19 protein-coding genes are annotated in these 23,860 nt (G+C 74.8%); 4 read left to right on the plus strand and 15 right to left on the minus strand.

The features are described 5' to 3' along the window. Positions 1-62 precede the first annotated feature (62 nt). The 9 genes from ftsW to mraZ form a co-directional block, all read right to left on the minus strand. Positions 63-1,322, minus strand: coding sequence for a putative lipid II flippase FtsW (gene ftsW / locus ABT299_RS45090; RefSeq protein WP_190868762.1), 1,260 nt, complete (start codon positions 1,320-1,322; stop codon positions 63-65). Beyond that, complete coding sequence (gene murD / locus ABT299_RS45095; RefSeq protein ID WP_500254568.1) at positions 1,319-2,728, minus strand: UDP-N-acetylmuramoyl-L-alanine--D-glutamate ligase; 1,410 nt, start codon at positions 2,726-2,728, stop codon at positions 1,319-1,321. The genes ftsW and murD overlap by 4 nt, the downstream gene beginning before the upstream one ends. A gap of 2 nt (positions 2,729-2,730) precedes the next feature. Beyond that, positions 2,731-3,789, minus strand: coding sequence for a phospho-N-acetylmuramoyl-pentapeptide-transferase (gene mraY, locus ABT299_RS45100; RefSeq protein WP_387030143.1), 1,059 nt, complete (start codon positions 3,787-3,789; stop codon positions 2,731-2,733). Then, positions 3,786-5,180: a UDP-N-acetylmuramoyl-tripeptide--D-alanyl-D-alanine ligase gene (locus ABT299_RS45105; RefSeq protein WP_500254569.1), complete on the minus strand. Its 1,395-nt coding sequence runs from the start codon at positions 5,178-5,180 to the stop codon at positions 3,786-3,788. The genes mraY and ABT299_RS45105 overlap by 4 nt, the downstream gene beginning before the upstream one ends. A gap of 18 nt (positions 5,181-5,198) precedes the next feature. Then, complete coding sequence (locus ABT299_RS45110; protein ID WP_500254570.1) at positions 5,199-6,719, minus strand: UDP-N-acetylmuramoyl-L-alanyl-D-glutamate--2,6-diaminopimelate ligase; 1,521 nt, start codon at positions 6,717-6,719, stop codon at positions 5,199-5,201. Between the two features lie 81 nt (positions 6,720-6,800). Continuing rightward, positions 6,801-8,513 (minus strand): peptidoglycan D,D-transpeptidase FtsI family protein, encoded by a 1,713-nt coding sequence (locus ABT299_RS45115; RefSeq protein ID WP_463042934.1) that lies wholly within the window; start codon positions 8,511-8,513, stop codon positions 6,801-6,803. Positions 8,514-9,150: 637 nt separating this feature from the next. Next, on the minus strand, positions 9,151-10,065 hold the full coding sequence (gene ftsL, locus ABT299_RS45120; RefSeq protein ID WP_500254571.1) for a cell division protein FtsL: 915 nt from the start codon (positions 10,063-10,065) through the stop codon (positions 9,151-9,153). After that, entirely contained in the window at positions 10,062-11,048 is a 987-nt protein-coding gene (rsmH, locus tag ABT299_RS45125; protein WP_190868955.1) for a 16S rRNA (cytosine(1402)-N(4))-methyltransferase RsmH, read from the minus strand. Before rsmH ends, ftsL begins: the two co-directional genes overlap by 4 nt. Positions 11,049-11,287: 239 nt before the next feature. Further along, positions 11,288-11,719, minus strand: a complete 432-nt coding sequence (mraZ, locus tag ABT299_RS45130) for a division/cell wall cluster transcriptional repressor MraZ (protein WP_190868956.1) — start codon at positions 11,717-11,719, stop codon at positions 11,288-11,290. Positions 11,720-12,211: 492 nt separating this feature from the next. Here mraZ and ABT299_RS45135 point away from each other — a divergent pair, with 492 nt between their 5' ends. The 3 genes from ABT299_RS45135 to ABT299_RS45145 are packed head-to-tail and all read left to right on the plus strand — an operon-like array spanning position 12,212 to position 17,242. Beyond that, positions 12,212-13,285 carry an AAA family ATPase gene (locus ABT299_RS45135; RefSeq protein WP_347257204.1) on the plus strand — a complete coding sequence of 358 codons (1,074 nt, stop codon included), beginning with the start codon at positions 12,212-12,214 and terminating at the stop codon, positions 13,283-13,285. 4 nt (positions 13,286-13,289) lie between these two features. Continuing rightward, positions 13,290-14,768 (plus strand): DUF58 domain-containing protein, encoded by a 1,479-nt coding sequence (locus tag ABT299_RS45140; RefSeq protein ID WP_500254572.1) that lies wholly within the window; start codon positions 13,290-13,292, stop codon positions 14,766-14,768. Next, positions 14,765-17,242, plus strand: a complete 2,478-nt coding sequence (locus tag ABT299_RS45145) for a transglutaminase TgpA family protein (RefSeq protein WP_387030156.1) — start codon at positions 14,765-14,767, stop codon at positions 17,240-17,242. The genes ABT299_RS45140 and ABT299_RS45145 overlap by 4 nt, the downstream gene beginning before the upstream one ends. 99 nt (positions 17,243-17,341) lie before the next feature. On the opposite strand, the gene ABT299_RS45150 is transcribed toward ABT299_RS45145, so the two are convergent. The 6 genes from ABT299_RS45150 to ABT299_RS45175 all read right to left on the minus strand — a co-directional run bounded on the left by ABT299_RS45150 (position 17,342) and on the right by ABT299_RS45175 (position 22,116). Continuing rightward, positions 17,342-17,704, minus strand: coding sequence for an SCO2097 family morphological protein (locus ABT299_RS45150; protein ID WP_194737870.1), 363 nt, complete (start codon positions 17,702-17,704; stop codon positions 17,342-17,344). A gap of 174 nt (positions 17,705-17,878) precedes the next feature. Beyond that, positions 17,879-19,144: a DNA polymerase IV gene (locus ABT299_RS45155; protein WP_190868929.1), complete on the minus strand. Its 1,266-nt coding sequence runs from the start codon at positions 19,142-19,144 to the stop codon at positions 17,879-17,881. A gap of 6 nt (positions 19,145-19,150) precedes the next feature. Then, positions 19,151-19,936, minus strand: a complete 786-nt coding sequence (locus tag ABT299_RS45160) for a methyltransferase domain-containing protein (RefSeq protein WP_387030159.1) — start codon at positions 19,934-19,936, stop codon at positions 19,151-19,153. A 58-nt stretch (positions 19,937-19,994) separates the two neighbouring features. Continuing rightward, positions 19,995-20,411 carry a transcription antitermination factor NusB gene (nusB, locus tag ABT299_RS45165; protein ID WP_387030161.1) on the minus strand — a complete coding sequence of 139 codons (417 nt, stop codon included), beginning with the start codon at positions 20,409-20,411 and terminating at the stop codon, positions 19,995-19,997. Between the two features lies 1 nt (position 20,412). Further along, positions 20,413-20,970 (minus strand): elongation factor P, encoded by a 558-nt coding sequence (gene efp / locus ABT299_RS45170; protein ID WP_190868932.1) that lies wholly within the window; start codon positions 20,968-20,970, stop codon positions 20,413-20,415. Positions 20,971-21,012: 42 nt separating this feature from the next. Next, positions 21,013-22,116 carry a M24 family metallopeptidase gene (locus ABT299_RS45175; protein WP_500254573.1) on the minus strand — a complete coding sequence of 368 codons (1,104 nt, stop codon included), beginning with the start codon at positions 22,114-22,116 and terminating at the stop codon, positions 21,013-21,015. A 168-nt stretch (positions 22,117-22,284) separates the two neighbouring features. Between ABT299_RS45175 and ABT299_RS45180 the strand changes: the two genes are divergently transcribed. Next, a complete protein-coding gene (locus ABT299_RS45180; protein WP_500254574.1) occupies positions 22,285-23,802 on the plus strand; it encodes a flavin monoamine oxidase family protein in 1,518 nt (505 codons plus the stop codon). The last annotated feature ends 58 nt before the right edge of the window (positions 23,803-23,860 follow it).

The following is a 23,860-nucleotide window of genomic DNA, read 5'->3' on the forward strand; positions in this document are numbered from 1 at the left end:
GCCCCGCACTCGGCGCGTGCGGGCGACGGACGCCGGGTCGCCGGCACCCCGGCGGGGGGATTTCAGCGCCGTGCCAGTCCCAGCCAGCTTAGAGCCCTCACGACCGGTCCGGGGCCGCGTGCGGACAGTGCTTGCCGCGCGCCGGGCTCGCGTTTGGCGAACGCCAGCAGCATCCCGAGTGCGATCAGGGTCGGGATGAGCGCGGAACCGCCGTAGGAGACCAGCGGCAGCGGGATGCCGGTGATCGGCAGCACCCCGATCACCGCGCCGATGTTGACGATGGCCTGGACGACCAGCCAGGCGGTCGCGCCGGCGGCGGCGAGCCGGGTGAACGGGTCCTTCACCCGGCGGGCGATGCGCAGCCCCGCGTAGGCCAGCAGGCCGAACAGGCCGAGCACGACGAGGGTGCCGACCAGCCCGAACTCCTCCCCGACGATCGCGAAGATGAAGTCGGTCTCGGCGTGCGGCAGGTAGTCCCACTTGGCGCGCCCCTCCCCGAGGCCGGTGCCGAACAGCCCCCCGGAGGCGACCGCGAACAGTCCCTGGATGCCCTGGTAGTTGCTGGTCAACCGGTTGCCGGCCGGGTCGAGGAAGCCGGTGAGCCGCTGCATCCGGTACGGCTCGACGATGATCAGGATCGACACCAGCAGGCAGACCAGGCCGGCGATGCCGACGAACAGCCGGCCCGGCGCGCCGACCACCCACAGCAGCGCCAGGAAGATCGTCAGCAGCACGAGGGTGGTGCCGAGGTCGTTGCCGAGCATGACGAGCAGCACCAGCACCCCGGCGCCGGGCAGCAGCGGCACCAGCAGCGGCCGCCACTCGGTGAGCTGGCCGAGCCGCTCCTTGCGGGCCAGCAGGTCGGCGCCCCACAGCACCAGCGCGAGCTTGGCGGGCTCCGACGGCTGGATCTGGACGGGCCCGAGGTCGATCCAGCGGGTGGCGCCGCCGGCGCTGCGGCCGAGGCCGGGGACCAGCACCATCGCCAGCGCGACGATCGACAGCAGCAGCAGCGGGTAGGCCAGCGCGCGGAACGTCCGCACCGGCAGCCGGGACGCCATCCACATCAGCGGCAGCCCGATCACCATCCACACGGCCTGCTTCTGGAACAGCGTGTAGGCGGACCCGGTCTCCTGCAGCTGCTTGACCGACGACGCCGACAGCACCATGGTCAGGCCGAGCGCCAGCAGCATCACCGAGCAGCTCAGCACCAGGTAGTAGGAGGTGAGGGGGCGGTCGAGCAGCCCGACCGCGGCGACCACCTGCTCGCGCGGCCCGGCCCGGCGCGTCCGCCCCTCCTCGGCCGGTACGGCGGTGGTCATGACGCCTGCGGGTCTCCGGCGGCGGCGAGGCGTTCCACCGCGGCGATGAACGCCTCGCCGCGGGCGGGGTAGTTGGCGAACATGTCGAAGGAGGCCCCGACGGGGGCGAGCAGCACGGTGTCGCCGGGACGGGCGAGCGCGGCTGCTTCGGTGACGACGCGGTCCATGGCCCCAGTGTCGGTGTCGGCGACGTCGACGACCGGGACATCGGCGGCGTGTCGCGCGAGTGCCTCGGCGAGCCGGTGCCGGTCGCGGCCCATCAGCACGACGCCGCGCAGCCGGCCGGCGCAGGTGCGCACCAGGTCGTCGACGTCCAGGCCCTTGAGGAGGCCGCCCGCGATCCACACGATGGACTCGTAGGCGGCCAGGGACGCGGCGGCCGCGTGCGGCTGGGTCGCCTTGGAGTCGTTGACGTAGGCGACGCCGCCGACGTCGGCGACGTGCTGGATGCGGTGCGGGTCGGGCACGAACGAGCGCAGCCCCTCCCGGACGGCCTCGGGCGGCACCCCGAAGGCCCGCGCCAGCCCGGCCGCCGCGAGCGCGTTGGCGACGTTGTGCGGCGCGAACGGGCGGACGTCCGCGAGCGCCGCCAGTTCGGCGGCCTCGGCCGCCGGGTCGGCGGTGAAGGCGCGGTCGACCAGCAGCTCCTCGACGACGCCGAGCTCGCCGGGGCGCGGCACCCGCAGCGTGAACCCGGCGCGCCGCTCGACGCCCTCGGCGCCCTCGGCGAGCGCCGTGGAGGTGTCGTCGTCGGCGTTGTAGACCGCGACGGTGCCCGGCGCGAAGATCTTCGCCTTGGCGCCGACGTAGGCGTCCATGGAGCCGTGCCAGTCGAGGTGGTCGGGCGCGATGTTCAGCACGGTCGCCGCCAGCGGCGCCAGCGAGCTCGACCAGTGCAGCTGGTAGCTCGACAGCTCCACCGCCAGCACGTCGTAGGGCTCGGCGACGGCCTCGACGATCGGCGTGCCGACGTTGCCGACGGCGAGGGCCTTGTGCCCCGCCGCCGTCAGCATGCACGCCAGCATCCGGACGACGGTCGTCTTGCCGTCGGTCCCGGTGATGGCCAGCCACGGCGCGGCGCCCTCCGGCCGCAGCCGCCAGGCCAGCTCCACCTCGCCGATGATCTCGACGCCGGCCGCGGCGGCCGCCGCGAGCAGCGGCGCGTCCGGCTTCCATCCCGGCGAGGTGACGACCAGGCCGGTGCCCTCCGGGAGGGTCTCGCCGTCGCCGAGCCGGACCGCGACGCCGCGCTCCGCCAGCTCGGCGGCCTGCGCGCGCTGCTCGTCGCCGTCGCGGGCGTCGACGGCCGTGACGCGGGCGCCCCGCGCGGCGAGCGCGCGGGCGGCGGCCCGGCCGGACACGCCGAGCCCGGCGACGCAGACGGCGAGGCCGTCCCAGGGACTCATCGTCACTTCTTGGGCATCCATTCCAGGTAGAAGATGCCGAGCCCCATCGCGACGAACAGCGCCGACATCAGCCAGAACCGCACGACGATGGTGGTCTCGGCCCAGCCGGACAGCTCGAAGTGGTGCTGCAGCGGAGCCATCTTGAACACCCGTTTCTTGGTCATCTTGAAGCCGCCGACCTGGATGATCACCGAGAGGGTGATCATCACGATCAGGCCGCAGAGGATGGCCAGCAGGAACTGGGTGCGGGTGAGGATCGCGAGGCCGACCAGCACGCCGCCGAGGGCCAGCGAGCCGGTGTCGCCCATGAAGATCTTCGCCGGGGGGGCGTTCCACCACAGGAAGCCGAACACGCCGCCGAGCACGGCCGCGGCCACGACCGCGAGGTCCAGGGGGTCGCGCACGTTGTAGCAGTTGGGGACGAGCGAGGCCATGCAGGAGTTGCGCAGCTGCCAGTTGCCGATGATCACGTAGGCGGCCAGCACCATGCCGGCGGGGCCGGCGGCGAGGCCGTCCAGGCCGTCGGTGAGGTTCACGCCGTTGGACATCGCCGCGATCAGCAGCAGCGCCCAGACGACGAACAGGTAGGGGCCGATCGAGGGGCCGAAGTCGCGCAGGAAGGACAGGTGGGGGTCGGCGGGGGTGATGTCGTAGCCGTTGGGGAAGTTCAGCGAGGCGACCGCGAAGACCACCCCGACGAGGACGATGCCGAGCATCTTGGCGCCGCTGCGCAGGCCGAGGCTGCGCTGCTTGAACACCTTGATGAAGTCGTCGACGAAGCCGACGAACCCCAGGCCCGTCATCAGGAACAGCACCAGCACACCGGAGATCGTCGGGGCCTGTCCGGTGACCAGGTGCGCGAGCGCGTATCCCACGAGCGACCCGACGATGAAGACGGTGCCGCCCATGGTGGGGGTGCCGCGCTTGGTGAGGTGGGCCTCGGGGCCCTCGTCCCGGATCATCTGGCCGTAGCCGAGCCGGTTGACGATCCGGATCCACACCGGTGTGCCGACCATGACGAAGACCAACGCGAACCCGGCCGCGATGATGATGTTGGTCATCGACCGGCCCGCCCGTCCGGCGCCAGCAGCGCCTCGGCGACCCGTTCCAGCCCGGCCACCCGGGATCCCTTCACCAGCACGACGTCCCGCGGCGCGAGCCGCTCGCTGAGCGCGGCCACCGCCGCGCCGACGTCATCCACCTGCACGCACTCTCCCGTCCATGACGCCACCTCCGCGGCACCTTCGGCCATCGCCGCCGCGTTCGCGCCGACGACGACGAGGCCGTCCAGCCCGCTGCGCGCGGCGTGCCGCCCGATCCTGGCATGTTCCGCGGCGGACGAACCTCCCAGTTCGGCCATTTCACCCAGTACCGCGTACGCGCGCCGGCCGCGGGCCATGTGCGCGAGCACGTCGATCGCGGCCCGCGTCGAGTCGGGGTTGGCGTTGTAGGCGTCGTTGACCACCGTCACCCCGTCGGCCCGCTCGGTGACCTCCATCCGCCACCGGCTGGCCGGCTCCGCCTCCGACAGCCCCGCGGCGATCTCGTCCACCGGCAGCCCCGCCGCGCGCGCCGCCGCCGCGGCGGCCAGCGCGTTCGCGACCGCGTGCGAACCGTACAGCCGCAGCGCGACCGGCGCCGAGCCCTCCGGCGTCACCAGCGTGAACCGGCCCCGGCCCTGCTCGTCGAGCGTCTCGTCCACCGCGCGGACCGCCGCGCCGTCCGACCGGCCGAACGTCACGACCTCGCCCGCGGTGCGCGACGCCATGGCGCTCACCAGGGGGTCGTCGGCGTTGAGCACGGCGGTGCCGTCCGGGCGCAGCGCCTCGACCATCTCGCCCTTGGCGCGCGCGATCGCCTCGCGGCTGCCGAACTCGCCCATGTGCGCGGTGCCGACGTTCAGCACCACCCCGACGTCGGGACGCGCGATCCCGGTCAGGTAGGCGATGTGGCCGATGCCGCGGGCGCCCATCTCCAGCACCAGGTGCCGGGTCTCGGCGTCGGCGCGCAGCACCGTCAGCGGCAGCCCGATCTCGTTGTTGAACGAGCCCGGCGGCCACACCGTCGGCCCCGCCCGCCCGACGAGCTGCGCGATCAGGTCCTTGGTGGAGGTCTTGCCCGCCGACCCGGTGACCGCGACGACCGTCGTGTCCGGAAGCCGCTCCAGCACGCCCCGCGCGAGCCGGCCGAGCGCCTCCTTCACGTCCTCGACCAGCACGGCCGGGCCGCCCACCGGGCGCTGCGCCAGCACCGCGGCGGCCCCGGCCGCCAGCGCGGCGGCCGCGAAGTCGTGCCCGTCCGCGTGCTCGCCCTTGAACGCCGCGAACAGCGCCCCGGGCTCCACGGCGCGGGAGTCGATGACCACGGGGCCGCCCGCCACGGCGTCCGGAGGGGCCCCGTCAACGGTGCCCCCCGTGATCTCCGCGATCGTCGACAGCGGAAGTGGGATCACGCCTGCGTCCCGTCCCCTCTACTTCTCTTCCCGAGGCGCGGCACGCCGCAGCGCCTCCCGGACGACCTCGCGGTCGTCGAACGGCTGCACCTCGCCGGCCGCGTACTGGCCCTGCTCGTGGCCCTTGCCCGCGACGACGAGGACGTCGCCGCGGCGGGCCCGGCCGACGGCCAGTGCGATGGCGGCGGCGCGGTCGGGTTCCACGACGATGTGCGCCCGGTGCCGCTGCGGCACCTTGAGCCCGCCCTCGACCATAGCGGCGAGGATGGCGAGCGGATCTTCGGACCTCGGGTTGTCGTTGGTGAAATACGCCATGTCGGCCAGCCGCGCCGCCGCCTCGCCCATCAGCGGGCGCTTGCCGCGGTCGCGGTCGCCGCCGCAGCCGAGCACCACCGCGAGGGACCCCTCGGTGACGGGGCGCAGCGCGGTGAGCACCGCCTCGACGGCGCCGGGCTTGTGCGAGTAGTCGACGAGCGCGACGAAGTCCTGGCCCTCGTCGATCCGCTCCAGCCGCCCGGGAACGCCCTCCAGCGACGCGACGCCGCGCACCGCCGCGGGCAGCCCCAGCCCCGCCTCGACCAGCGCGACGATCGCGGCGAGCGCGTTGGCGACGTTGAACGGCCCGGCGAGCCGCACCGAGGCGTCGGCCTCGACGCCGCCCGGCCCGACGACGCGGAACACGCTGCCGTCCGCGCCGACCCGCACGTCCTCGGCCCGCCAGTCCGCCGCCGGGTCGCCGGACGCCGAGAACGTCGTCATCGGGATCGGGGCGATCTCCAGCAGCTCGCGGCCGTAGTGGTCGTCGAGGTTCACCACGCCGATCCGCGCGTACTCCGGCGTGAACAGCCGGGCCTTCGCCAGGAAGTAGTCCTGCATGGTCGGGTGGTAGTCCAGGTGGTCCTGGGACAGGTTGGTGAAGACGGCGACCTCGTAGTGCGCGCCGCCGACCCGGCCCTGCACGAGCGCGTGGCTCGACACCTCCATCGCCGCGGCGCCGACGCCCCGCTCGCGCATCATCGCCAGCAGCGCGTGCAGGTCCGTCGCCTCCGGCGTGGTCAGCGCGCTCGGCACCCGCTCGTCGGCGACCCGGATCTCCACGCCGCCGACCAGCCCGGTCGTGATGCCCGCGGCGTGCAGCCCGGCCTCGACCAGGAACGCCGTGGTGCTCTTGCCGCTGGTGCCGGTGACGCCGATCAGCGTGATGTCGCGTCCCGGCTCCCCGTACACCCAGGCGGCCGCGTCGCCGAGCCGCGCCCGCGCGTCCGCGACCACCAGGACGGGCAGGCCGGTCGCGGCGGCCCGGTCCCGGCCCGCGGCGTCGGTGAGGATCGCGGCCGCGCCCGCCGCGGCGGCCTGCGCGGAGAACTCGGCGCCGTGGGTGCGGGCGCCGGGCAGCGCCGCGTACACGTCGCCGGGCCGCACCGCGCGCGAGTCGTGCGTGATCCCGGTGACCTCCGTGTCCCCCCAGTCGCCCCGTCCGATCCCGAGAGTCGCCGCGAGCCCGTCCAGCGGACGGGCCTGAGTGGTGGTCGGACGCATGGCGGTTCTTTCGGTGCCGGTGGGACGGGAACGCTGGTGAACGGATGGTGGACTCACGGCGAGTGAGGGTACTCGCTGCGGTCAGTCTCGGGCGTAGATCTTGATGATCGGCGATTTGCTCCCCGTCGGCGGGATCTTCTCGGACTGGAGCGCGAAGCTCATCACGTCGCGGAACACGGGCGCGGCGACGTCGCCACCATAGTGGCTGCCCCGCTTCGGATCCTGCAGGACGACCTGCACGACGAGCCGCGGGTCGTCGGCGGGCGCGAACCCGGCGAACGACGCCGTGTACCCCTTGTAGCATCCGCAGCCCGCGTCGAAGCGCTGCGCCGTGCCGGTCTTGCCCGCGACCCGGTAGCCCTTGATCTGCGCCTTCGGCGCGGTGCCCTCGGGGGTGATGACGCCCTCCAGCATGTCGCTGATCTGCCGGGCGGTGCCCTCGCTGATCACCCGCTTCTGCTCCGGCGCGGGCGCCGGGGTGAACTTGTCGTTCGCGCCGACCGTCCCCGCGATCAGGTTCGGCGCGACGCGGACGCCGCCGTTGGCGATGGTGGCGTAGACGCTCGCCATCTGCACGGCGTTGACCGACACCGTCTGCCCGAACGCGATCGGGTAGCGGTCGGTGCCCGACCACTTCGACGGCGGGTTGAGCAGCCCCGCCGTCTCCCCCGGCAGCGGCAGGCCGGTCTTCTGGCCGAACCCGAAGTCCCGCAGCGTCTGGTAGAGCCGCTCCTCGCTGATGGTCTGGCTGGCGAGGATGGTGCCGACGTTGCTGGACTTGGCCAGCACCCCGGCGAACGTCAGGTCCTCCACGCCGTGCGGCTCGGAGTCGTGGAACACCACGTTGTACTTGCGGATCCTGTCGGGGACGCTGAAGGGGGTCTGCGGGGTGACCCCGCCGTGCTCCATGACGGCCGCGGCGGTGACGACCTTGCCGGTGCTGCCCGGCTCGTAGGCGTCCTGCACCACCGGGCTGCCCCACACGTCGCGGTCGCTCTTGGTGACGTGGTTCGGGTCGTAGCCGGGCGCCGACGCCATCGCCAGCAGCCTTCCGGTGCGCGGGTCCATCACGATGGCGGTGCCGCTGCGCGCGCCGGTGGCCTTGACCTGCTTTTCGATCGCCTCCTGGGCCTTGAACTGCAGGTCCTGCTGGAGGGTGAGGCGGATGCCGCGGCCGGGGACCGGCGGCTGCTTCTGGTCCTCGCCCATGGGGATGTGCTGGCCCTCGAGGCTGATCTCCACGCGCTGCCAGCCGTCCTTCCCGGACAGCACGGCGTTCTGCGTGCTCTCGAGGCCGGCGGCCCCCTGTCCCGCACCGTTCACGAAACCTATGACGCTCGCGCCCAGCGAACCGTTGGGATAGTCGCGGCGATATTCCGGCAAAGTCCCGATGCCCTGGAAGTTCCAGGACGTGATGAGGCGCGCCTGGTCGGGGGTGACGCCGTGCGCCAGGTAGACGAACTGGGTGCCCTTCTTGCTGATCGCCTTCAGCACCGCGTCCGGGTCCAGCCCGAGGGTCGGGGCGAGCGCGTTGACGATCGCCTGCCGCTTCTCCGGCTTGATGACGTACGGGTCGGCGGTGATCGCGCGGGCCTCCACCGTCATGGCGAGCGGGTTGCCCTGCGCGTCGGTGATCGCGCCGCGGACGGCGGGCAGCTTCAGCTTCCGCAGCCGCTGGTCCATCGCCTGCTCGCTGTACTTGCCGGACTCGATCGTCTGGAGCTGGACGAGGCGCCCCGCGAACAGCGACAGCACGAACGCCACGACCAGCAGCCCGGCGTTCAGCCGCTTCATCGGGTCGCGGCGGTGGAAGGGGACGCGCGGGCGGCGCGGGGGCCGCGGCGGGCGGCGACCGGAGCCGCCGCCGGGGCGCGGCCCGCGGGGGCCGTCGCGGCGCGTCCCGCCCGGCCCGCCCGTCCGGGACGGGCCGCCGGGCCGCGCGGTGGGCGCGGTCGTGCGGAACGCGGCCGTCCGGCTCTTCGCGGACGCCCCGCCCTTTCCGGAACCGGCCCTCCCGGAGCCGCTCTTGCCCGACGCCGCCTTGCCGGAGGTCGTTTTGCCGGAGGCCGCCTTGCCGGAGGTGCTCTTGGTGGTCGCACCCTTGCCGGCCGGCTTCTTCTCCGCGTCCTTCTTACCGGTCCCCTTGCGCGGCTGCGGGACGGTGCCGCCGCGTGCGGGGCGGCGGGCGGCGGGACCGCCCTTCTTGCCCGGCCGTCCCGCCGCGTCCGCCCGTCCCCCGGGCGGACGCGGCGGGTTGCCGGTCTGACGCCCGGACGCGCGCGCCGCGCCCGGGCCGCTCTTGTCGTCCCCCGCCGATCCCCGGGGACCGCGTTTCCGGCCGGGCGGCGGCCCCGCGGCCCCGCGTCCCGGTCCCTTCGTCACCGCGTCCCCCGCCCCTCGGCGCCGGCACCGTCGAGGCCGCTGCCCCGCGTCACGGCCGGCCGCTCCCCGTCCCGGCGCCGTGCGCGGCCCCGGTCCCTCGTGGCGCCGTGCCGCCGTGCGGCGCGCCGTTCCCCTGCGGCGCACCGTTGCCCTGCGCCGAGCCGTTGCCCCGCGCGGAGCCGGAGCCGTTCGCGCCGGACGGCTCCGGGACGCCGTCGCCGGGCACCACCGTGCCCGGCACGCCCAGGACGGCCGCGGCGCCGGCCGACGCGGTGGCCGCCTCCGGAACGGGCCGCAGGCCCCCGGCGCTCGTCCTGCCGGTGCCGGGGAAGTAGAACCGCGGGTACTTGTTCTGGACCATCCCCTGCGCCTCGGCCTTCCGCGCGAGGTTCTGCGGGGAGTTCTCCTCCTCGTTCTGCGCCTGGAGCTCCTGGCCCTGCTGGTCGAGCTCCTTGTTCTGCTGCTCCAGCTTGCTCAGTGTGAAGGCGTCCTTGGCCAGGACGGTGTTGAGCAGCAGCAGGCTCACCAGGGCGCCGCCGAGCAGCGCGATGATGAGCAGCACGAACGGGGCGCGCGGCGGGACGGCGGCCGAGCGCCGGACCGGCCGGGACTCGCGGCGCGCCCGGACCTCCGCCTGTGCCTTCCCGTCCGGCGCCTTCTTCGGCGGGGCGTTCTTCGCCGGCGCGCGCTTCGGCGCGGCGGGCTCGGGCGGGGCGCCCTTGCGCGGCCGGGCCTTGGCCGGAGCGGCGGCGGCCCGCGCGCCCTTCGCCGGGCTCTTGGCGGGGCTCTTCACCGGGCTCTTGGCCGCCGTGCCCTTCGCCGGGCGGCGCGGCGGCGCGGCGGCGCGGCCCGCGGCGTCATCGTCCGGGCGGTCCGGGTCGGGCCTCTTCCTCCCGGGCGCGGCCTTCTTCGGCGCGTTCCTGGCGGGCGCGGTGGCCGGCGGGCGTCGGCTCGTCGTCGTCATGTCGCCTCCCGGACCCGCTCGGCGGCGCGCATCCGCACCGATCCGGCCCTTGGGTTGGTCGTGGTCTCCTCGTCGGACGGCAGCTCGGCCCCGCGCGTCAGGAGCCGGAACCTCGGCTCGTGCTCGGGCAGCGGGACGGGCAGCTCCGGCGGGGTGGTGTCGGCCGCCTCCGCGGCGAGGACCCGCTTGGTGATGCGGTCCTCGAGCGAGTGGTAGCTGAGGACGGCGACCCGGCCGCCGACCGGGAGCGCGTCCAGGGCGGCGGGCAGCGCCCGCCGCCAGATGTCCAGCTCGCCGTTCACCTCGATGCGCAGCGCCTGGAACGTCCGTTTGGCCGGGTTGCCGCCGGTGCGGCGGGTCGCGGCCGGGATGGAGGTGCGGACCAGGTCGGCGAGCCGCCTGGTGGAGTCGAGGGGGGCGCGCTCGCGCTCGCGGACGATCGCCGCGGCGATGCGCTGGGCGAACCGCTCCTCGCCGTACTCGCGCAGGATGCGGGCGAGCTCGGCGGGCGGGTAGCCGTTGACGACCTCCGCCGCGGTGAGCGTCTGGGTGCGGTCCATCCGCATGTCGAGGGGCGCGTCGTAGGAGTAGGCGAAGCCGCGGTCGGCCTCGTCCAGCTGCGGGGAGGAGACGCCGAGGTCGAACAGGACGGCGTCCACGGACGGGACGCCGAGCCGCGCGAGGACGCCGGGGATCTCGTCGTAGACGGCGTGCTCCAGGGCGACCCGGTCGCCGAAGGGGGCGAGCCGGCGCGCGGAGCGCTCCAGCGCGGTGGTGTCGCGGTCGAGGCCGATGAGCCGCAGGTCCGGGTGGGCCCGGAGCATGGCCTCGGCGTGGCCGCCCATGCCGAGGGTGGCGTCGAGGTAGCGGGGCGCGCGCCCCGCGTCGCGGGCGGCGGCGACCGCGGGGGCGAGGAGTTCCAGAACGCGACCGAGCATGACCGGTACGTGACCGGCCTCGGCCGCGTGGTCTCCCACGTCCATGGTTCACCCCCCTGGTACTGCCACCTCGCTCGCGGACTGTGTGGCATCGCCGGTCCGGACCTCGTCCCCCGGCGGCGGCCTCGCCCGGCCAGGTCCCCATCCGCTGCCCTGAGGAAGATCACCGCGTTACCGCGGGGGGTCGCCGTCTGGCGCCGGGGAAGCTGCGCCAGCTGGCTCGGAGAGCGGCTGGAGACCTGGCCGAACGTGGGCCGGTGCCGGTCAACGGACCGACGGGTCGTCTAGAGGATCCCTGGCAACACCTCCTCCGAGACGTCGGAGAACGCCTGCTCCTCCTGCTCGAGGTAGGACTCCCAGGCCTGGGCGTCCCAGATCTCCAGACGCGTGTTGGCGCCGATGACCGCGCAGTCGCGGGTGAGCCCCGCGTAGGCGCGCAGCGGCGGCGGGATCGTGACGCGGCCCTGCTTGTCGGGGACCTCGTCGGAGGCGCTGGCGAAGAAGACCCGGCTGTAGGCGCGGACCGCCTTCTCGGTGACCGGCGCGGCACGCAGAGCCTCGGTGATGCGCTGGAACTCCGCCATGGGGAAGACGTACAGGCAGCGTTCCTGGCCCTTCGTGATCACCAATCCCCCCGACAGCTCCTCGCGGTACTTCGCCGGCAGGAACAGTCGTCCCTTGTCGTCGAGGCGCGGTGAATGGGTGCCGAGGAACACCGGCCCCACCTCCCGCGCCGCATGAGGCGCTACTGCTCCCCACGGCGCCCCACTCTACTCCACTCTTCCCCACCGTCAACAAGGAAAACGCCTCTCACGCAGGAAGATCGTCGAGAAATCCGCAGGTCAGACAGGGTGGAGCGGAGTGGGGGGCGGCGGGCGCCCCCTGCGAGCCGTCCTCCGCGGTCCCCCACCGGAGCGGCCCCCGGCGCCGTCTCCGGACGGCCGCCGAGGGGGCGCGCGGGAGGGGCTGGAACGGCCGGTGGGGCGAAGTGGTGGGCCCGGCAGGGCTGTGGTGGTGATCCCTGTGGAGCACAATGGGCTCGCGTTCCACATGAACATCGCGGCGGGCCCTCCGACGACGTACTGTCGGTTGGGCGGGCGCACAGAGCGCCGCACCGGTCGCGGGGAGACGGGCCCCCGGTCCCGGGGGGCGGGCCCCGTCAGGGGCCTTCGAGAACACCACGCGGCCGGACGGCTGAGGAGGGTTTGGTGGCAGTAGGCACGCACGGCGAGTCGTTCATGGAGACCGACCCCCCGGCATCGCGCCCCGCCCGGCCCGGCAGCGCGGGCGGCGGCGGGGCGGAGGGCCCGGCGGGACGTGAGGGCTCCGCCCGCGACCTCGCCGCCCTCGCGCGGATCGCCGACCGGATCCGGGGCGCCGTCGAGTCGGTGATCGAGGGCAAGCCGAAGGCGGTGCGGCTGGCGCTGACCGTCCTGCTCGCCGAGGGGCACCTGCTGATCGAGGACGTGCCCGGCGTCGGCAAGACGATGCTGGCCAAGGCCCTCGCGCGCTCGGTCGACTGCTCGGTGCGGCGGGTGCAGTTCACGCCGGACCTGCTGCCCAGCGACATCACCGGGGTCAGCGCCTACAACCAGGAGCTGCGCGAGTTCGAGTTCAAGCCGGGCCCGGTGTTCGCCAACATCGTGGTCGGCGACGAGATCAACCGGGCGTCCCCGAAGACGCAGTCGGCGCTGCTGGAGTGCATGGAGGAGCGCCAGGTCACGGTCGACGGCACCACCTACGCGCTGGAGCCCCCGTTCATGGTGATCTCCACGCAGAACCCGGTCGAGATGGAGGGCACCTACCCGCTGCCGGAGGCGCAGCGCGACCGGTTCACCGCGCGGATCTCGATGGGGTACCCCGACCCGGCGGCCGAGCTGGAGATGCTCGACGCGCACGGCGGGTCGTCGCCGCTGGACCGGCTCACCCCGGTCGCGCACGCCTCCGACGTCCGCGACCTGATCGAGGTGGTGCGGCGCCAGCACGTCGCGGCGTCGGTGCGGCAGTACGCGATCGACCTGGTCACCGCGACGCGCAAGCACCCTGAGCTGCGGCTCGGCGCCTCCCCCCGCGCCACCCTGCACCTGGTCCGGGCGGCGCGGGCGTACGCGGCGCTGGACGAGCGCGACTACGTGCTGCCGGACGACGTGCAGGAGCTGGCCGTCCCGGTCCTCGCGCACCGGCTGCTGCCGACCGCGGAGGCGCAGGTGGAGCGGCGGCGCCCCGAGCAGGTGGTCGCCGACCTGGTGCGCCGCCTGCCGGTGCCCGCACCCGGGAAGTGACCGGTTGAGGCGGGCGCTGGCCGGGCTGACCACGCGCGGGCGGTCCTTCGTGGCCGCCGGCGCGACGGCCATCGTGTGCGCGTTCGTGCTCGGCGAGCGGGACCTGCTCCGCGCCGGGATCCTGGTGCTGGTGCTGCCGCTGCTGTCGACGCTGGCGGTGTCGCGGACCCGCTACCGGCTGGCGTGCGCGCGGCGGCTGGAGCCGCCGCGGCTGCCGGTCGGCCACGAGACGCGCGTCGACCTGCGGCTGGAGAACGTCTCGCGGCTGCCGAGCGGGCTGCTGCTGGTGGAGGACCGGGTGCCGTACGCGCTCGGCGGGCGGGCGCGGTTCGTGCTGGACCGGATCGAGTCGCAGGGCTCGCGGGAGCTCGGCTACCGGATCCGGTCCGACGTGCGCGGCCGCTTCCGGGTGGGGCCGCTGACGGTCCGGCTGGCCGACCCGTTCGGGATGGTGGAGCTGGTCCGCTCGTTCAGCATGGCCGACACCCTCACCGTCACCCCGGCGATCGTGCCGCTGCCGGCGACCCGGCTGAGCGGCGCGTGGGGCGGCGGCGGCGAGAGCCTGGCCCGCTCGGTGTCGGCGGCGGGCGAGGACGACGTCGCGCCGCGCGAGTACCGGCACGGCGACGACCTGCGGCGGGTGCACTGGCGGTCGACGGCCCGGCACGGCGAGCTGATGGTGCGGCGCGAGGAGCAGCACTTCCAGAGCAGCGGGACGCTGTTCCTGGACACCCGGCGCCGCGCGCACTGGGGCGACGGCCCGGGCGGCTCGTTCGAGCAGGCGGTGTCGGTCGCCGCGTCGATCGGGGTGCATCTCGGCCGGACCGGGATGAACCTGCGGTTCGTGACCGACGAGGGCGAGGCGCTGTCGGCGGCGGCGTCGTTCGACGGGGCGTTCGAGGGGCTGCTGCTGGAGGCGCTGGCGGTGGCGCGGCGGTCCAAGGGCGCGTCGCTGACGCCCGGCCTCGCGGCGCTGGGCGGCGCGCCCGGCCAGGGCCGGGAGGGCGACGGCCTCATCACGGCGGTGTTCGGCGCGCTGACCGCCGAGGAGGCGCACCGGGTCGCCGCGACGCGCCGGGGCGCGGGTTCCCGGCTCGCGGTGCTGCTCGACGCCTCCCCTGCCGGCCGGAACGGCGCGTCCGAGACGAGCCACCGCGCGCGGATCGCCCGGCCTCGGGTCCCGGGGGCGCGCGGCGCGGGCGGGCGGGCCCCGGAGCCGCGCTCCGGGGACGCGGACGAAGCGCCGCTGGCGCCGGAGGCCGCCGCCGGGCTGCTGCGCGCGGGCGGGTGGCGGGTGATGGTCGTCCGGTCCGCGGCGGAGCTGGCCGAGGCGTGGGCGGGGGCCGGGCACGGCCGCTCCGCCCCGCGCGGCGCCGCCGGGCGGGACGAGCCCGGCGGGGCACCCGCGGGCGCGGACGCGGACGCCGACGCGGGCAAGGACGCGAGGGACGAGGCGGCGGACGCCACCGGAGGCGCGGCATGAGGATCCGGATGACGGTCGTGGCCGCGGTCGCGACGCTGGCCTGCTCGATCGGGCTCTACCCGCTGTTCGCCAGCGGCAGGTGGTTCTGGACGGGTGCCGCCGCGGTGCTGGCGGCGGCCTGCGGCGGGCTCGTCTCGCGCCGGCTGCGGCTGCCGGCGGTGCTGGACCCGCTGTTCGGGCTGGCGGCGCTGCTGCTGTACCTGACCGCGGCGTACGCGGCGGGCGAGGCGTGGCTCGGGTTCGTCCCGTCGCCCGGCTCGCTGGAGCACCTGGCCGACCTGGCCGGGGACGGCTGGAACGCCGCGAACCGGTACGCGGCGCCGGTGCCGCTGGTGTCCGGGATCGGGCTGCTGGTCGCCGCCGGGATCGGCGTCGTCGCCGTGCTGGTCGACCTGCTGGCGGTGCGGCTGCGCCGGGCGGCGCCGGCCGGGCTGCCGCTGCTGGCGATGTACAGCGTGCCCGCGGCGGTCCGCCAGGACGGCGTCGGGTGGCTGGCGTTCGGCGTCGGCGCGCTCGGCTTCCTCGGCCTGCTCATGGCGGACGCCCGCGAGCAGGTCGGCGGGTGGGGCCGGGCGGTCACCGTCCACCGGCACGGCGGGGAGCTCCCGCTGGCCGGGGCGGAGCCGCCGAGCGGCCAGCGCGTCCGGGCCGACGGCGGCCGGCGGGCGGCGAGCGGCCGGCGGATCGCGGTCGGCTCGGTGGCGATCGCGGTGCTGCTGCCGATGGCGATCCCGGGCATCCATCCGCGCGGCGTGTTCGGCATGGGCGGCGGCGGCCGCGGCCAGGGCGGCACCCAGACGGTCACGACGCCGGACCCGCTCGTCAGCCTGAAGCGGGAGTTGACCCGGCTGGACGACTCGGTCGTCCTCACCTACCGGACCGACGACCCGGACGGCCCCGACTACCTGCGCCTGTACGCCCTCGACCGGTTCGACGGCGACCGGTGGACCTACAGCCGGCTGAGCAGCAGCGCCGCGGACCGGCTGTCGGGCCGGACGCTGCCGCCGCCGCCCGGGCTGAGCATCGCCCCGGTGCACGAGGTGACGACCCAGGTGAAGGTGAGCGCCGAGGTCCGCGACATGACCTTCCTGCCGGTGCCGTACGCGCCGACCCGGGTGTCGATCAAGGGCGACTGGCGGGTGCACCGGCAGTCGCTGATGATCTACTCGCTGAGCGACGCGGCCGGCGGCCGCGCCTACACCGTCAAGAGCCTGCGCGCCGACCCGGACGCGGCGGACCTGTCCGCCGCCGTCGGGTACCCGGCGGACGTCGTGTCCCACTACACCGCCGTCCCGAAGAACATCCCGCAGCAGGTCAGGACGCTCGCGCAGAACGTGACGGCGGGCGCGGCGACCGCGCGGGCGCAGGCGGTGAAGCTGCAGCGCTGGTTCACCCTGACGGGCGGGTTCACCTACGACCTGTCGACGCCGGCGCCGCAGCACGGCAACGACCTCGTCGACTTCCTGCTGCGCAGCAAGCGCGGGTACTGCGAGCAGTTCGCCGCGTCGATGGCGCTGATGGCGCGGATCCTCGGCATCCCGTCGCGCGTCGCGATGGGCTACACGTCCGGCACGGAGACGCAGCCGGGGACGTGGGTGGTGCGGTCGCGGGACGCGCACGCGTGGCCCGAACTGTACTTCGAGGGGTCGGGCTGGGTGCGGTTCGAGCCGACGCCGGCGGGCCCGGCCGGGCAGGGCACGGCGGTGACGCCGGCCTACAGCCAGCCGGCGGGCGGCGGCGGGCGGCAGGGCGACGACGCGCTGCCGTCCCCGTCGGCGACCTCGGGGCCGGACCGGTCGTCCGCCTCGCCGTCGGCCGCGCCGCACCGCAACGACACCGGTGCGCAGGGCGGGCTCACGCGGCAGGACTCCGGGGACGGCGGGATGTCGGCCGCGCCGTGGATCGCGGGCGGGGTGCTCGTGCTGCTGCTCCTCGCGGTCCCGATGGCGCTGCGGGCGCTGACCCGGCGGCGCCGATGGGCGGCGCTGTCCCCGCGGCCGCGGGGAGACGGTGAGGCCCCCCGTCCGGACGGCCGCGGCGGCGCGTCCGGCGGCGTCCCCGACGGAGGCGACGCCGCGCACGCGGCGTGGTGGGAGATGCGCGCCGACGCGCTCGACCACGGGTTGGAGTGGCGGCCGAGCGACTCGCCGCGCGCGGCGGCGCGGCGGCTCGGCGAGCTGCTGGAACTGGACGAGGTTCCGGCGGAGGCGCTCGGCCGGATCGCCCGCGCCGAGGAGCTGGCCCGCTACGCGCGGACCCGCGCCGCCGAGCCGCCCGAGCGGCTGCGCGCCGACGTGCGGACCGTGCGCGCGGCGTTCGCCGCGTCCGTGGGGCGCCGGGCCCGCTGGCGCGCCCGGGTCTTCCCGCCGTCGGCGATGGCGCAGGCGCGGGCCGCGGTGCGCGGCACCGGCAACCGCGTCGCCGATCTGGCGGACCGGCTCAACGAGCTCCCGAACCGCATGCGGCGCCGCTAGGGCCTCGCAGGCCCGCGGCGCCGCTCAGACGTGGCCCGGCCGGTCAGGCGGATCCGGCCGGGCGGACGTGTTGGCAGGTGCGGACGTGGTCCGGCCGGCTCACTCGCCTTCGGTGCGGCGGCGCCAGCGTTCCTCCATCCGCTCCATGAAGCCGGCCTTCGCGGGGCGGGCCTGGCGGCCGCGCCGCGCCGGCTCGTTCCCGATGCCCGCCATCCGCTTCCAGCTCGTGAGGGCCCAGACGCAGCAGACCACCATGAGCAGGAAGCCCGCCACGCTGACCGCGATGGTCGCGGTCCCGGCGTTGATGACGAGCCCGGCCATCAGCGCGCAGACACCGACGACGAACCCGAGCGCGGCCTTGATGATGCGGCGCTTGTAGTGCACCTGAGGGTTGGTCGACCGGACGGCGTGCGCGAACTTCGGATCCTCGGCGTACAGCGCCTGCTCGATCTGCTCGAGCATGCGCTGTTCGTGCTCAGACAGCGGCACGGCGCCTCCCAACGACAGCCCCGCGGCGGGGTATCCGATGCGGGACGGGAACGTCAACGGTGATATGCCCAGAATACGAGCACTCACCGGCGTACGAAAGCGAACGGCGGGTCCAGGGCCCCATACCGGTCAGCTCACCGCCTTCTCTCATCGTCTCCCGTCCCTGCCGTCGCGTGCGTCACCGTCGTGCGCGCGCTCGACCAGGGCGGCGGGCCGGACGGCACCATGGCCGAACCGGTTCGCCACCTGGTCCATCGCGCGTTCGGCCTCGCGCCAGCCGCGTTCCGGCTCGTCGAAGGCGAGCTGACGGGGGGCCTCGCCGGCGGGGCACAGGTTCTCCACCCGCACCCCCACCAGACGGAGTCGTACCCGTTCCAGCCCGGCCCCCTCATAGAGCTCGCAGGCTGTGACATAGATCACACGAGCGAGGTCGGTGGGCTCGCGGAGCGTCCTCGCCCGGGTGATCGTCTTGAAGTTCGCCATCCGGAGTTTGACGCTCACCGTGCGTCCCGCGTTCCCCGACGCGCGCAGCCGCGCGCCGACCTTCTCGGCCAGCCGCAGCAGCTCCCGGCGGATCACCTCCGGGTCGTCGACGTCGGTGTCGAACGTCTCCTCCGCGCCGATGCTCTTGTCGGGCGTGTGCGGGACGACCTCGCGCGGGTCGCGGCCCCACGCCAGCTCGTGCAGGTGCGCGCCCATGGCGTTGCCCAGCTCGCGCTGGAGCGTCGTCACGGGGACCCGGGCGAGCTGCCCGACCGTGCGGAGACCGAGCCGGGTCAGCGTCTGCTCCGTCCGCTCCCCGACGCCCCACAGGGCCGCGACGGGCAGCGGGTGCAGGAAGTCCTCGACGCCGTCGGCGGGGACGACGAGCAGGCCGTCCGGCTTGCAGCGGGTCGAGGCGAGCTTGGCGACGAACTTGGTGCTCGCGACGCCGACCGAGCAGGTGATGCCCTGCTGCGCCCGGACCTGCTCGCGGATCATCCGGGCGATCTCCGCCGGGCGCCCGAGCCGCCGGCCCGCCCCCGCCACGTCCAGGAACGCCTCGTCCAGCGAGAGGCCCTCCACCAGCGGGGTGATCGAGCGGAAGATCTCGAAGACCGCCGCCGACACCCGCCCGTACTTGCCGTGGCTGACCGGCAGCACCACCGCCTGCGGGCACAGCCGCCGCGCCCGCGACATCGGCATCGCCGAGTGCACGCCGAACCTCCGGGCCTCGTACGACGCCGCGGACACCACGCCGCGCGGCCCCGCGCCGCCCACCACCACCGGACGGCCCCGCAGCTCCGGCCGCTCCAGCAGCTCGACGCTGACGAAGAACGCGTCCATGTCCACGTGCAGGATCGAGCAGCCGGTGTCGTCGGCGGGCGGCCCCGGCTGCGGCCCGGGCCGGTGCAGCTGCTGCTTGCGGCTCATGGGGGTCTACTCGGCCGGCTTGTCGGCCACCAGGTGCAGCTGCGCGGCCAGGTCGCGCAGCACGGGGTGCACCGCCGCGACGGACTCCAGCGCGATCAGCGCCTCCGCGGAGTCGGTGTCGCCGTCCAGCATCCCGCTCGGCACCAGGTCGGCGAAGATCCGCACGCCGTGCAGCTCGGCGACCCGCAGGCCCGCGCCGCGGACCAGCGCCGACAGCGTCTCCCGGGTGAACCGGCGGGGCATCCGGTCGCCCTCGCCCCACCGCCCGGACACGTCCGTCAGCACCCGGCGCGCGTCGTCGAAGTGGCCGGACACGGCGCGGTGCAGCGCGGCGGCGACCTGCCCGGCCACCAGCACGCTCACCGACCCGCCCGGGCGGACGGCGGCGGTCAGCGCGGCCATCGCCGCGCCCGGGTCGTCGACGTACTCCAGCACGCTGTGGCACAGCACCAGGTCGGCGGCGCCGGCGCCCAGCAGGTCGGGCAGGTCGACCGCGTCGCCCTGGACGGCCCGGACCCGCACCCCGGACTCGGCGGCGCGGCGCTCCAGCGCGGCCAGCGCGTCCGGGTTGGCGTCCACGACCGTGACCCGGTGGCCGAGCTCGGCGAGCGGCACCGCGAACCCGCCGGTGCCGCCGCCCACGTCCACGACGTCGCTCCGGCCGGCCTCGGGGGCGATGCGGTCCAGGACGGTGCGCAGCGCCTCCCACAGGACCGCGCTGCGCACGCGGCTGCTCCCGCGCACCCGCTTCTGTTGCCGGCCGGCCACGGCCGCTCCGCTAACGTCGTTCATCCCCGCCCACCCTAGCCGCCCGCCGCGGTCGGGCGGGCGCCAGGCGACCTTTCGCCCGCTACAGCGAGAGAGAGGGCTTGAGCTGCTGGAGGCGGGAGAGGAGGCCGTTGACGAACCGGGGCGACTCGTCGGTGGACAGCTCGGTCGCGAGGCCGACCGCCTCGCTCACCGCGACGCCGTCCGGGACGTCGTCCACCCACAGCAGCTCGTAGGCGCCCATCCGCAGGATGTTGCGGTCGACGACCGGCATCCGCTCCAGCGTCCAGCCGGTCGCGTAGGTGGCGATCAGCTCGTCGATGCGCTCCCGGTGCTCCTGCACGCCCTCGATCAGCCGCACCGCGTGCGGGTACTCCGAGAGCTCGTCCTGGTTGGGACGGCCCCGCGCCGCCAGCACCGCGGTCGGCTGCTCCTCGCGCAGCTCCGCCGCGAACAGGATGTCCAGGGCGAGCTTGCGGGCCTTGGTCCGTGCCGCCATCTCAGCCGCGGCCGAGGTACTCGCCGGAGCGGGTGTCGACCTTGACCTTCTCGCCGGTGGTGATGAACAGCGGCACCTGGATCTGGGCGCCGGTCTCCAGCGTGGCGGGCTTGCTGCCGCCGGTGGAGCGGTCGCCCTGCAGGCCCGGCTCGGTCTCGGTGATCTCCAGCACCACCGCAGCGGGCAGCTCGACGTAGAGCGGGTTCTCGTTGTTGAACGCGATCACGGCGTTCTGCTCGGGCAGCAGGTAGTCGGCGGCGGCGCCCACGGTGGCCGCGGGGATGTGCGGCTGGTCGTAGGTCTCGGTGTCCATGAAGACGAAGTCCTCGCCCTCGCGGTAGAGGTACTGCATCTCGCGCTTGTCCACGCTCGCCACGTCGACCTTGGTGCCGGCGTTGAAGGTCTTGTCGACGACCTTGCCCGACAGCACGTTCTTGAGCTTGGTGCGGACGAACGCGCCGCCCTTGCCGGGCTTGACGTGCTGGAACTCCTGGACGGTCCACAGCTGGCCGTCGAGGTTCAGCGTCATGCCGTTCTTGAGGTCGTTCGTCGTCGCCACTGCGTTGTTCTCCCGGTCGCGGGCCCGCTCGCTGATCGGACGTCAGAGTACGAGCAGGTCCTTCGTCGTTGTGGTGAGGAGCTCCGGGCCGCCCGGGCGGACGACCAAGGTGTCCTCGATGCGGACTCCGCCCCGGCCCGCCAGGTACACCCCCGGCTCCGCGGTGATCGGAACCCGATCCATCAGCTTACCGGTCCTGTCGTACCCCATGAGCGGTGCCTCGTGGATCTCCAGGCCGACGCCGTGCCCGAGCCCGTGGGTGAACGCCTCGCCGTGGCCGGCGTCCGCGATGAGGCCGCGGGCGGCGGCGTCGACGTCCTTGGTCTCGGTGCCGGGGCGGGCGGCGGCGATCGAGGCGAGCTGCGCGCGCAGGACCAGGTCGTACAGGTCGCGCTGCCAGCCTGCGGGGTCGCCGACCGCGACGGTGCGGGTCATGTCGGCGTGGTAGCCGCCGTAGCGCGCGCCGAAGTCGAGGGTGACGAGGTCGCCGCGCTGCAGCTCGCGGCCGCCGGGGTGGTGGTGCGGGACGGCCCCGTTCGGCCCGGACGCGACGATGGAGTCGAACGCGGGGCCCTCGGCGCCGAAGTCGACCATGGCGCGTTCGAGGGCGATCGCGACGGCCCGCTCGGTGACGCCGGCGCGGATCTCGGGGAGGACGGCCTCGAAGGCGCGGTCGGTGATGGCGCACGCCTCCCGGAGCAGGCCGATCTCGTCCTCGTCCTTGATCCGGCGCAGGTCCTCGACGAGGCGGCCGAGCGGCCGCAGCGGGATGTCGGCGGCCTCGGCGAGCCCGGCGTGCCGCTCGACGGTGAGGTCGTGCGGTTCGAAGCCGAGGGCGCGGTGGCCGGAGGCGGCCGCGCGGGTGGTGAGCGCCTCGGCGGTCCGCCGCTCGACGAGGGTCTCCAGTTCGGGGCAGACCTCGGCGGCCGTCCCGGCGTAGCGGCCGTCGGTGGCGAGCACCGCGGGCCCGTCGGCCGGGACGAGCAGCGCGGCGTTGGAGCTGTCGAGTCCGGTGAGGTAGCGGACGTTGACGAGCCTGGTCACGAGGATCGCGTCGGCGTCCGCCTCGGCGACGAGCGCGGCCAGCCGGCGGCGGCGCTCCGCGCGCCCGTCCTCGTGCGTCCCGTCCATGTGCGCCTCCCCCATGGTCAGGACTCTAGAGCACGCGGTCCCCGGTCGCGCGGCCCGTCTCGACGCGGTCACAGAACATGAGAATCACTCGACTTCCGGATCGGAGGGGCCTAGGTTGCCGCGCGAGTGATCGTTCCATCCCGCCCCGTCCCCCCGCACCGGACGTCCCTGGAGGGATTCCCCTTGACCCGAGTCAGCCGCCGCAGATTGCTCGGAACGGGCGCGCTCACCGCCGCCGGAGCCGTGGTCTCCGCCGCCGCGGCGCCCGCCGCCGCCGCGAGGACCGCCGCCCGGCCCGCCGCCGCCCCGGCCGCCCCCGCGGCCCAGAACGCCGCCGCCGACGTGGTGATCGTCGGCGCCGGGCTGTCCGGCCTCGCCGCCGCCCGCGACCTGGTCGCCGCCGGGCGGTCCGTGATCGTCCTGGAGGCCCGCGAGCGGCCCGGAGGCCGCGTGTACGGCATGCCGCTCGGCGACGGCACCACCAGCGAGGGCGGCGCCGAGTTCATCGGCCCGACCCAGGACCGCATCGCCGCGCTCGCCCAGGACATGGGCGTCGCCACGTACCCGACCTACAACACCGGCCAGAACGTCTACTACCGCAACGGCAAGCGGTCCCTGTACGCCACCGACGGCGTCCTGGGAGCGGTCCCGCCCGACTGGGGCGTGGTCGACCTCGAAGTCGCGCTGCTGAAGCTCGGCAGCATGGCGAAGGACGTCCCTGTCGGGCAGCCGTGGAAGGCCGCCAAGGCCGAGGAGTGGGACGCGCAGACCTTCTACACCTGGTCCCGGTCCAACTCGCTGAGCAGCGGCGCGCGGTTCCTGATGGACGAGTTCATCAGCTCGACGATGTCGGTGCGCTCGCAGGACGTGTCGCTGCTGTACGTCCTGAACTACATCGCGTCGGCGGGCAACGAGGGCAATCCCGGCTCGGTCGACCGCCTCATCGACACCAAGGGCGGCGGGCAGGAGTCCCGGTTCGTCGGCGGGTCGCAGGAGGTCCCCGTCCGGCTGGCCGCCAAGCTCGGCGACATCGTCCGCTACAACACGGCGGTCCGGTCGATCTCGACCGACGGCGGCGGCGTCACCGTCGCGGCGGACGGGCTCACGGTGTCGGCGAAGCGGGTCGTCGTCGCGATGTCCCCGGCCATCGCCGGGAGGATCGACTTCTCGCCGGCGCTGCCCGCGGCCCGCGCGCAGCTGATGCAGCGCTACCCGATGGGCTCGGTCTGCAAGTTCGTCGCCGTCTACGACACGCCGTTCTGGCGCGCGGACGGGCTGACCGGGCAGGCCGTCTCCGACAGCGGCGCGATCGACGCGACGTTCGACAACAGCCCGCCGGACGGGTCGCGCGGGATCATGATGGGCTTCATGAACCAGGCCAACATCCGCAGGCTGGACGGGGCCTCGGCGGACGAGGTGCGGGCCGCGGGCCTCGCCTCGTTCGCGACGTTCTTCGGCGACAAGGCCAAGAGCCCGGTGCGGACGGCGTTCCAGCGCTGGGACAACGAGACGTGGAGCGGCGGCGGCCCGGTCGGCGTCGCCCCGCCCGGCGTCCTCACCGGCTTCGGCGAGGCGCTGCGGGCTCCGTGCGGGCCGATCCACTGGGCGGGCACCGAGACGTCCGACTACTGGACCGGCTACATGGACGGCGCGGTCCGCTCCGGCGAGCGCGTCGCCAAGGAGGTCGACGCCGCCCTCTGACCGCCGGACGCGCCGGCTCGCGGCGGGTCGCCGTCAATAGCGCCCCCCTGACCGCGAC

This window comes from Spirillospora sp. NPDC000708 (genome assembly GCF_040299565.1).
Classification (GTDB): domain Bacteria; phylum Actinomycetota; class Actinomycetes; order Streptosporangiales; family Streptosporangiaceae; genus Spirillospora.

What these genes read in the sequence shown, in the direction of transcription:
- ftsW (WP_190868762.1), bottom strand. Translation starts at nt 1,322, where the DNA reads ATGACCACCGCCGTACCGGCCGAGGAGGGGCGGACGCGCCGGGCCGGG.
- murD (WP_500254568.1), bottom strand. Translation starts at nt 2,728, where the DNA reads ATGAGTCCCTGGGACGGCCTCGCCGTCTGCGTCGCCGGGCTCGGCGTG.
- mraY (WP_387030143.1), bottom strand. Translation starts at nt 3,789, where the DNA reads ATGACCAACATCATCATCGCGGCCGGGTTCGCGTTGGTCTTCGTCATG.
- ABT299_RS45110 (WP_500254570.1), bottom strand. Translation starts at nt 6,719, where the DNA reads ATGCGTCCGACCACCACTCAGGCCCGTCCGCTGGACGGGCTCGCGGCG.
- ABT299_RS45115 (WP_463042934.1), bottom strand. Translation starts at nt 8,513, where the DNA reads ATGAAGCGGCTGAACGCCGGGCTGCTGGTCGTGGCGTTCGTGCTGTCG.
- ftsL (WP_500254571.1), bottom strand. Translation starts at nt 10,065, where the DNA reads ATGACGACGACGAGCCGACGCCCGCCGGCCACCGCGCCCGCCAGGAAC.
- rsmH (WP_190868955.1), bottom strand. Translation starts at nt 11,048, where the DNA reads ATGGACGTGGGAGACCACGCGGCCGAGGCCGGTCACGTACCGGTCATG.
- ABT299_RS45145 (WP_387030156.1), top strand. Translation starts at nt 14,765, where the DNA reads ATGAGGATCCGGATGACGGTCGTGGCCGCGGTCGCGACGCTGGCCTGC.
- ABT299_RS45150 (WP_194737870.1), bottom strand. Translation starts at nt 17,704, where the DNA reads ATGCTCGAGCAGATCGAGCAGGCGCTGTACGCCGAGGATCCGAAGTTC.
- ABT299_RS45155 (WP_190868929.1), bottom strand. Translation starts at nt 19,144, where the DNA reads ATGAGCCGCAAGCAGCAGCTGCACCGGCCCGGGCCGCAGCCGGGGCCG.
- ABT299_RS45160 (WP_387030159.1), bottom strand. Translation starts at nt 19,936, where the DNA reads ATGAACGACGTTAGCGGAGCGGCCGTGGCCGGCCGGCAACAGAAGCGG.
- nusB (WP_387030161.1), bottom strand. Translation starts at nt 20,411, where the DNA reads ATGGCGGCACGGACCAAGGCCCGCAAGCTCGCCCTGGACATCCTGTTC.
- ABT299_RS45175 (WP_500254573.1), bottom strand. Translation starts at nt 22,116, where the DNA reads ATGGGGGAGGCGCACATGGACGGGACGCACGAGGACGGGCGCGCGGAG.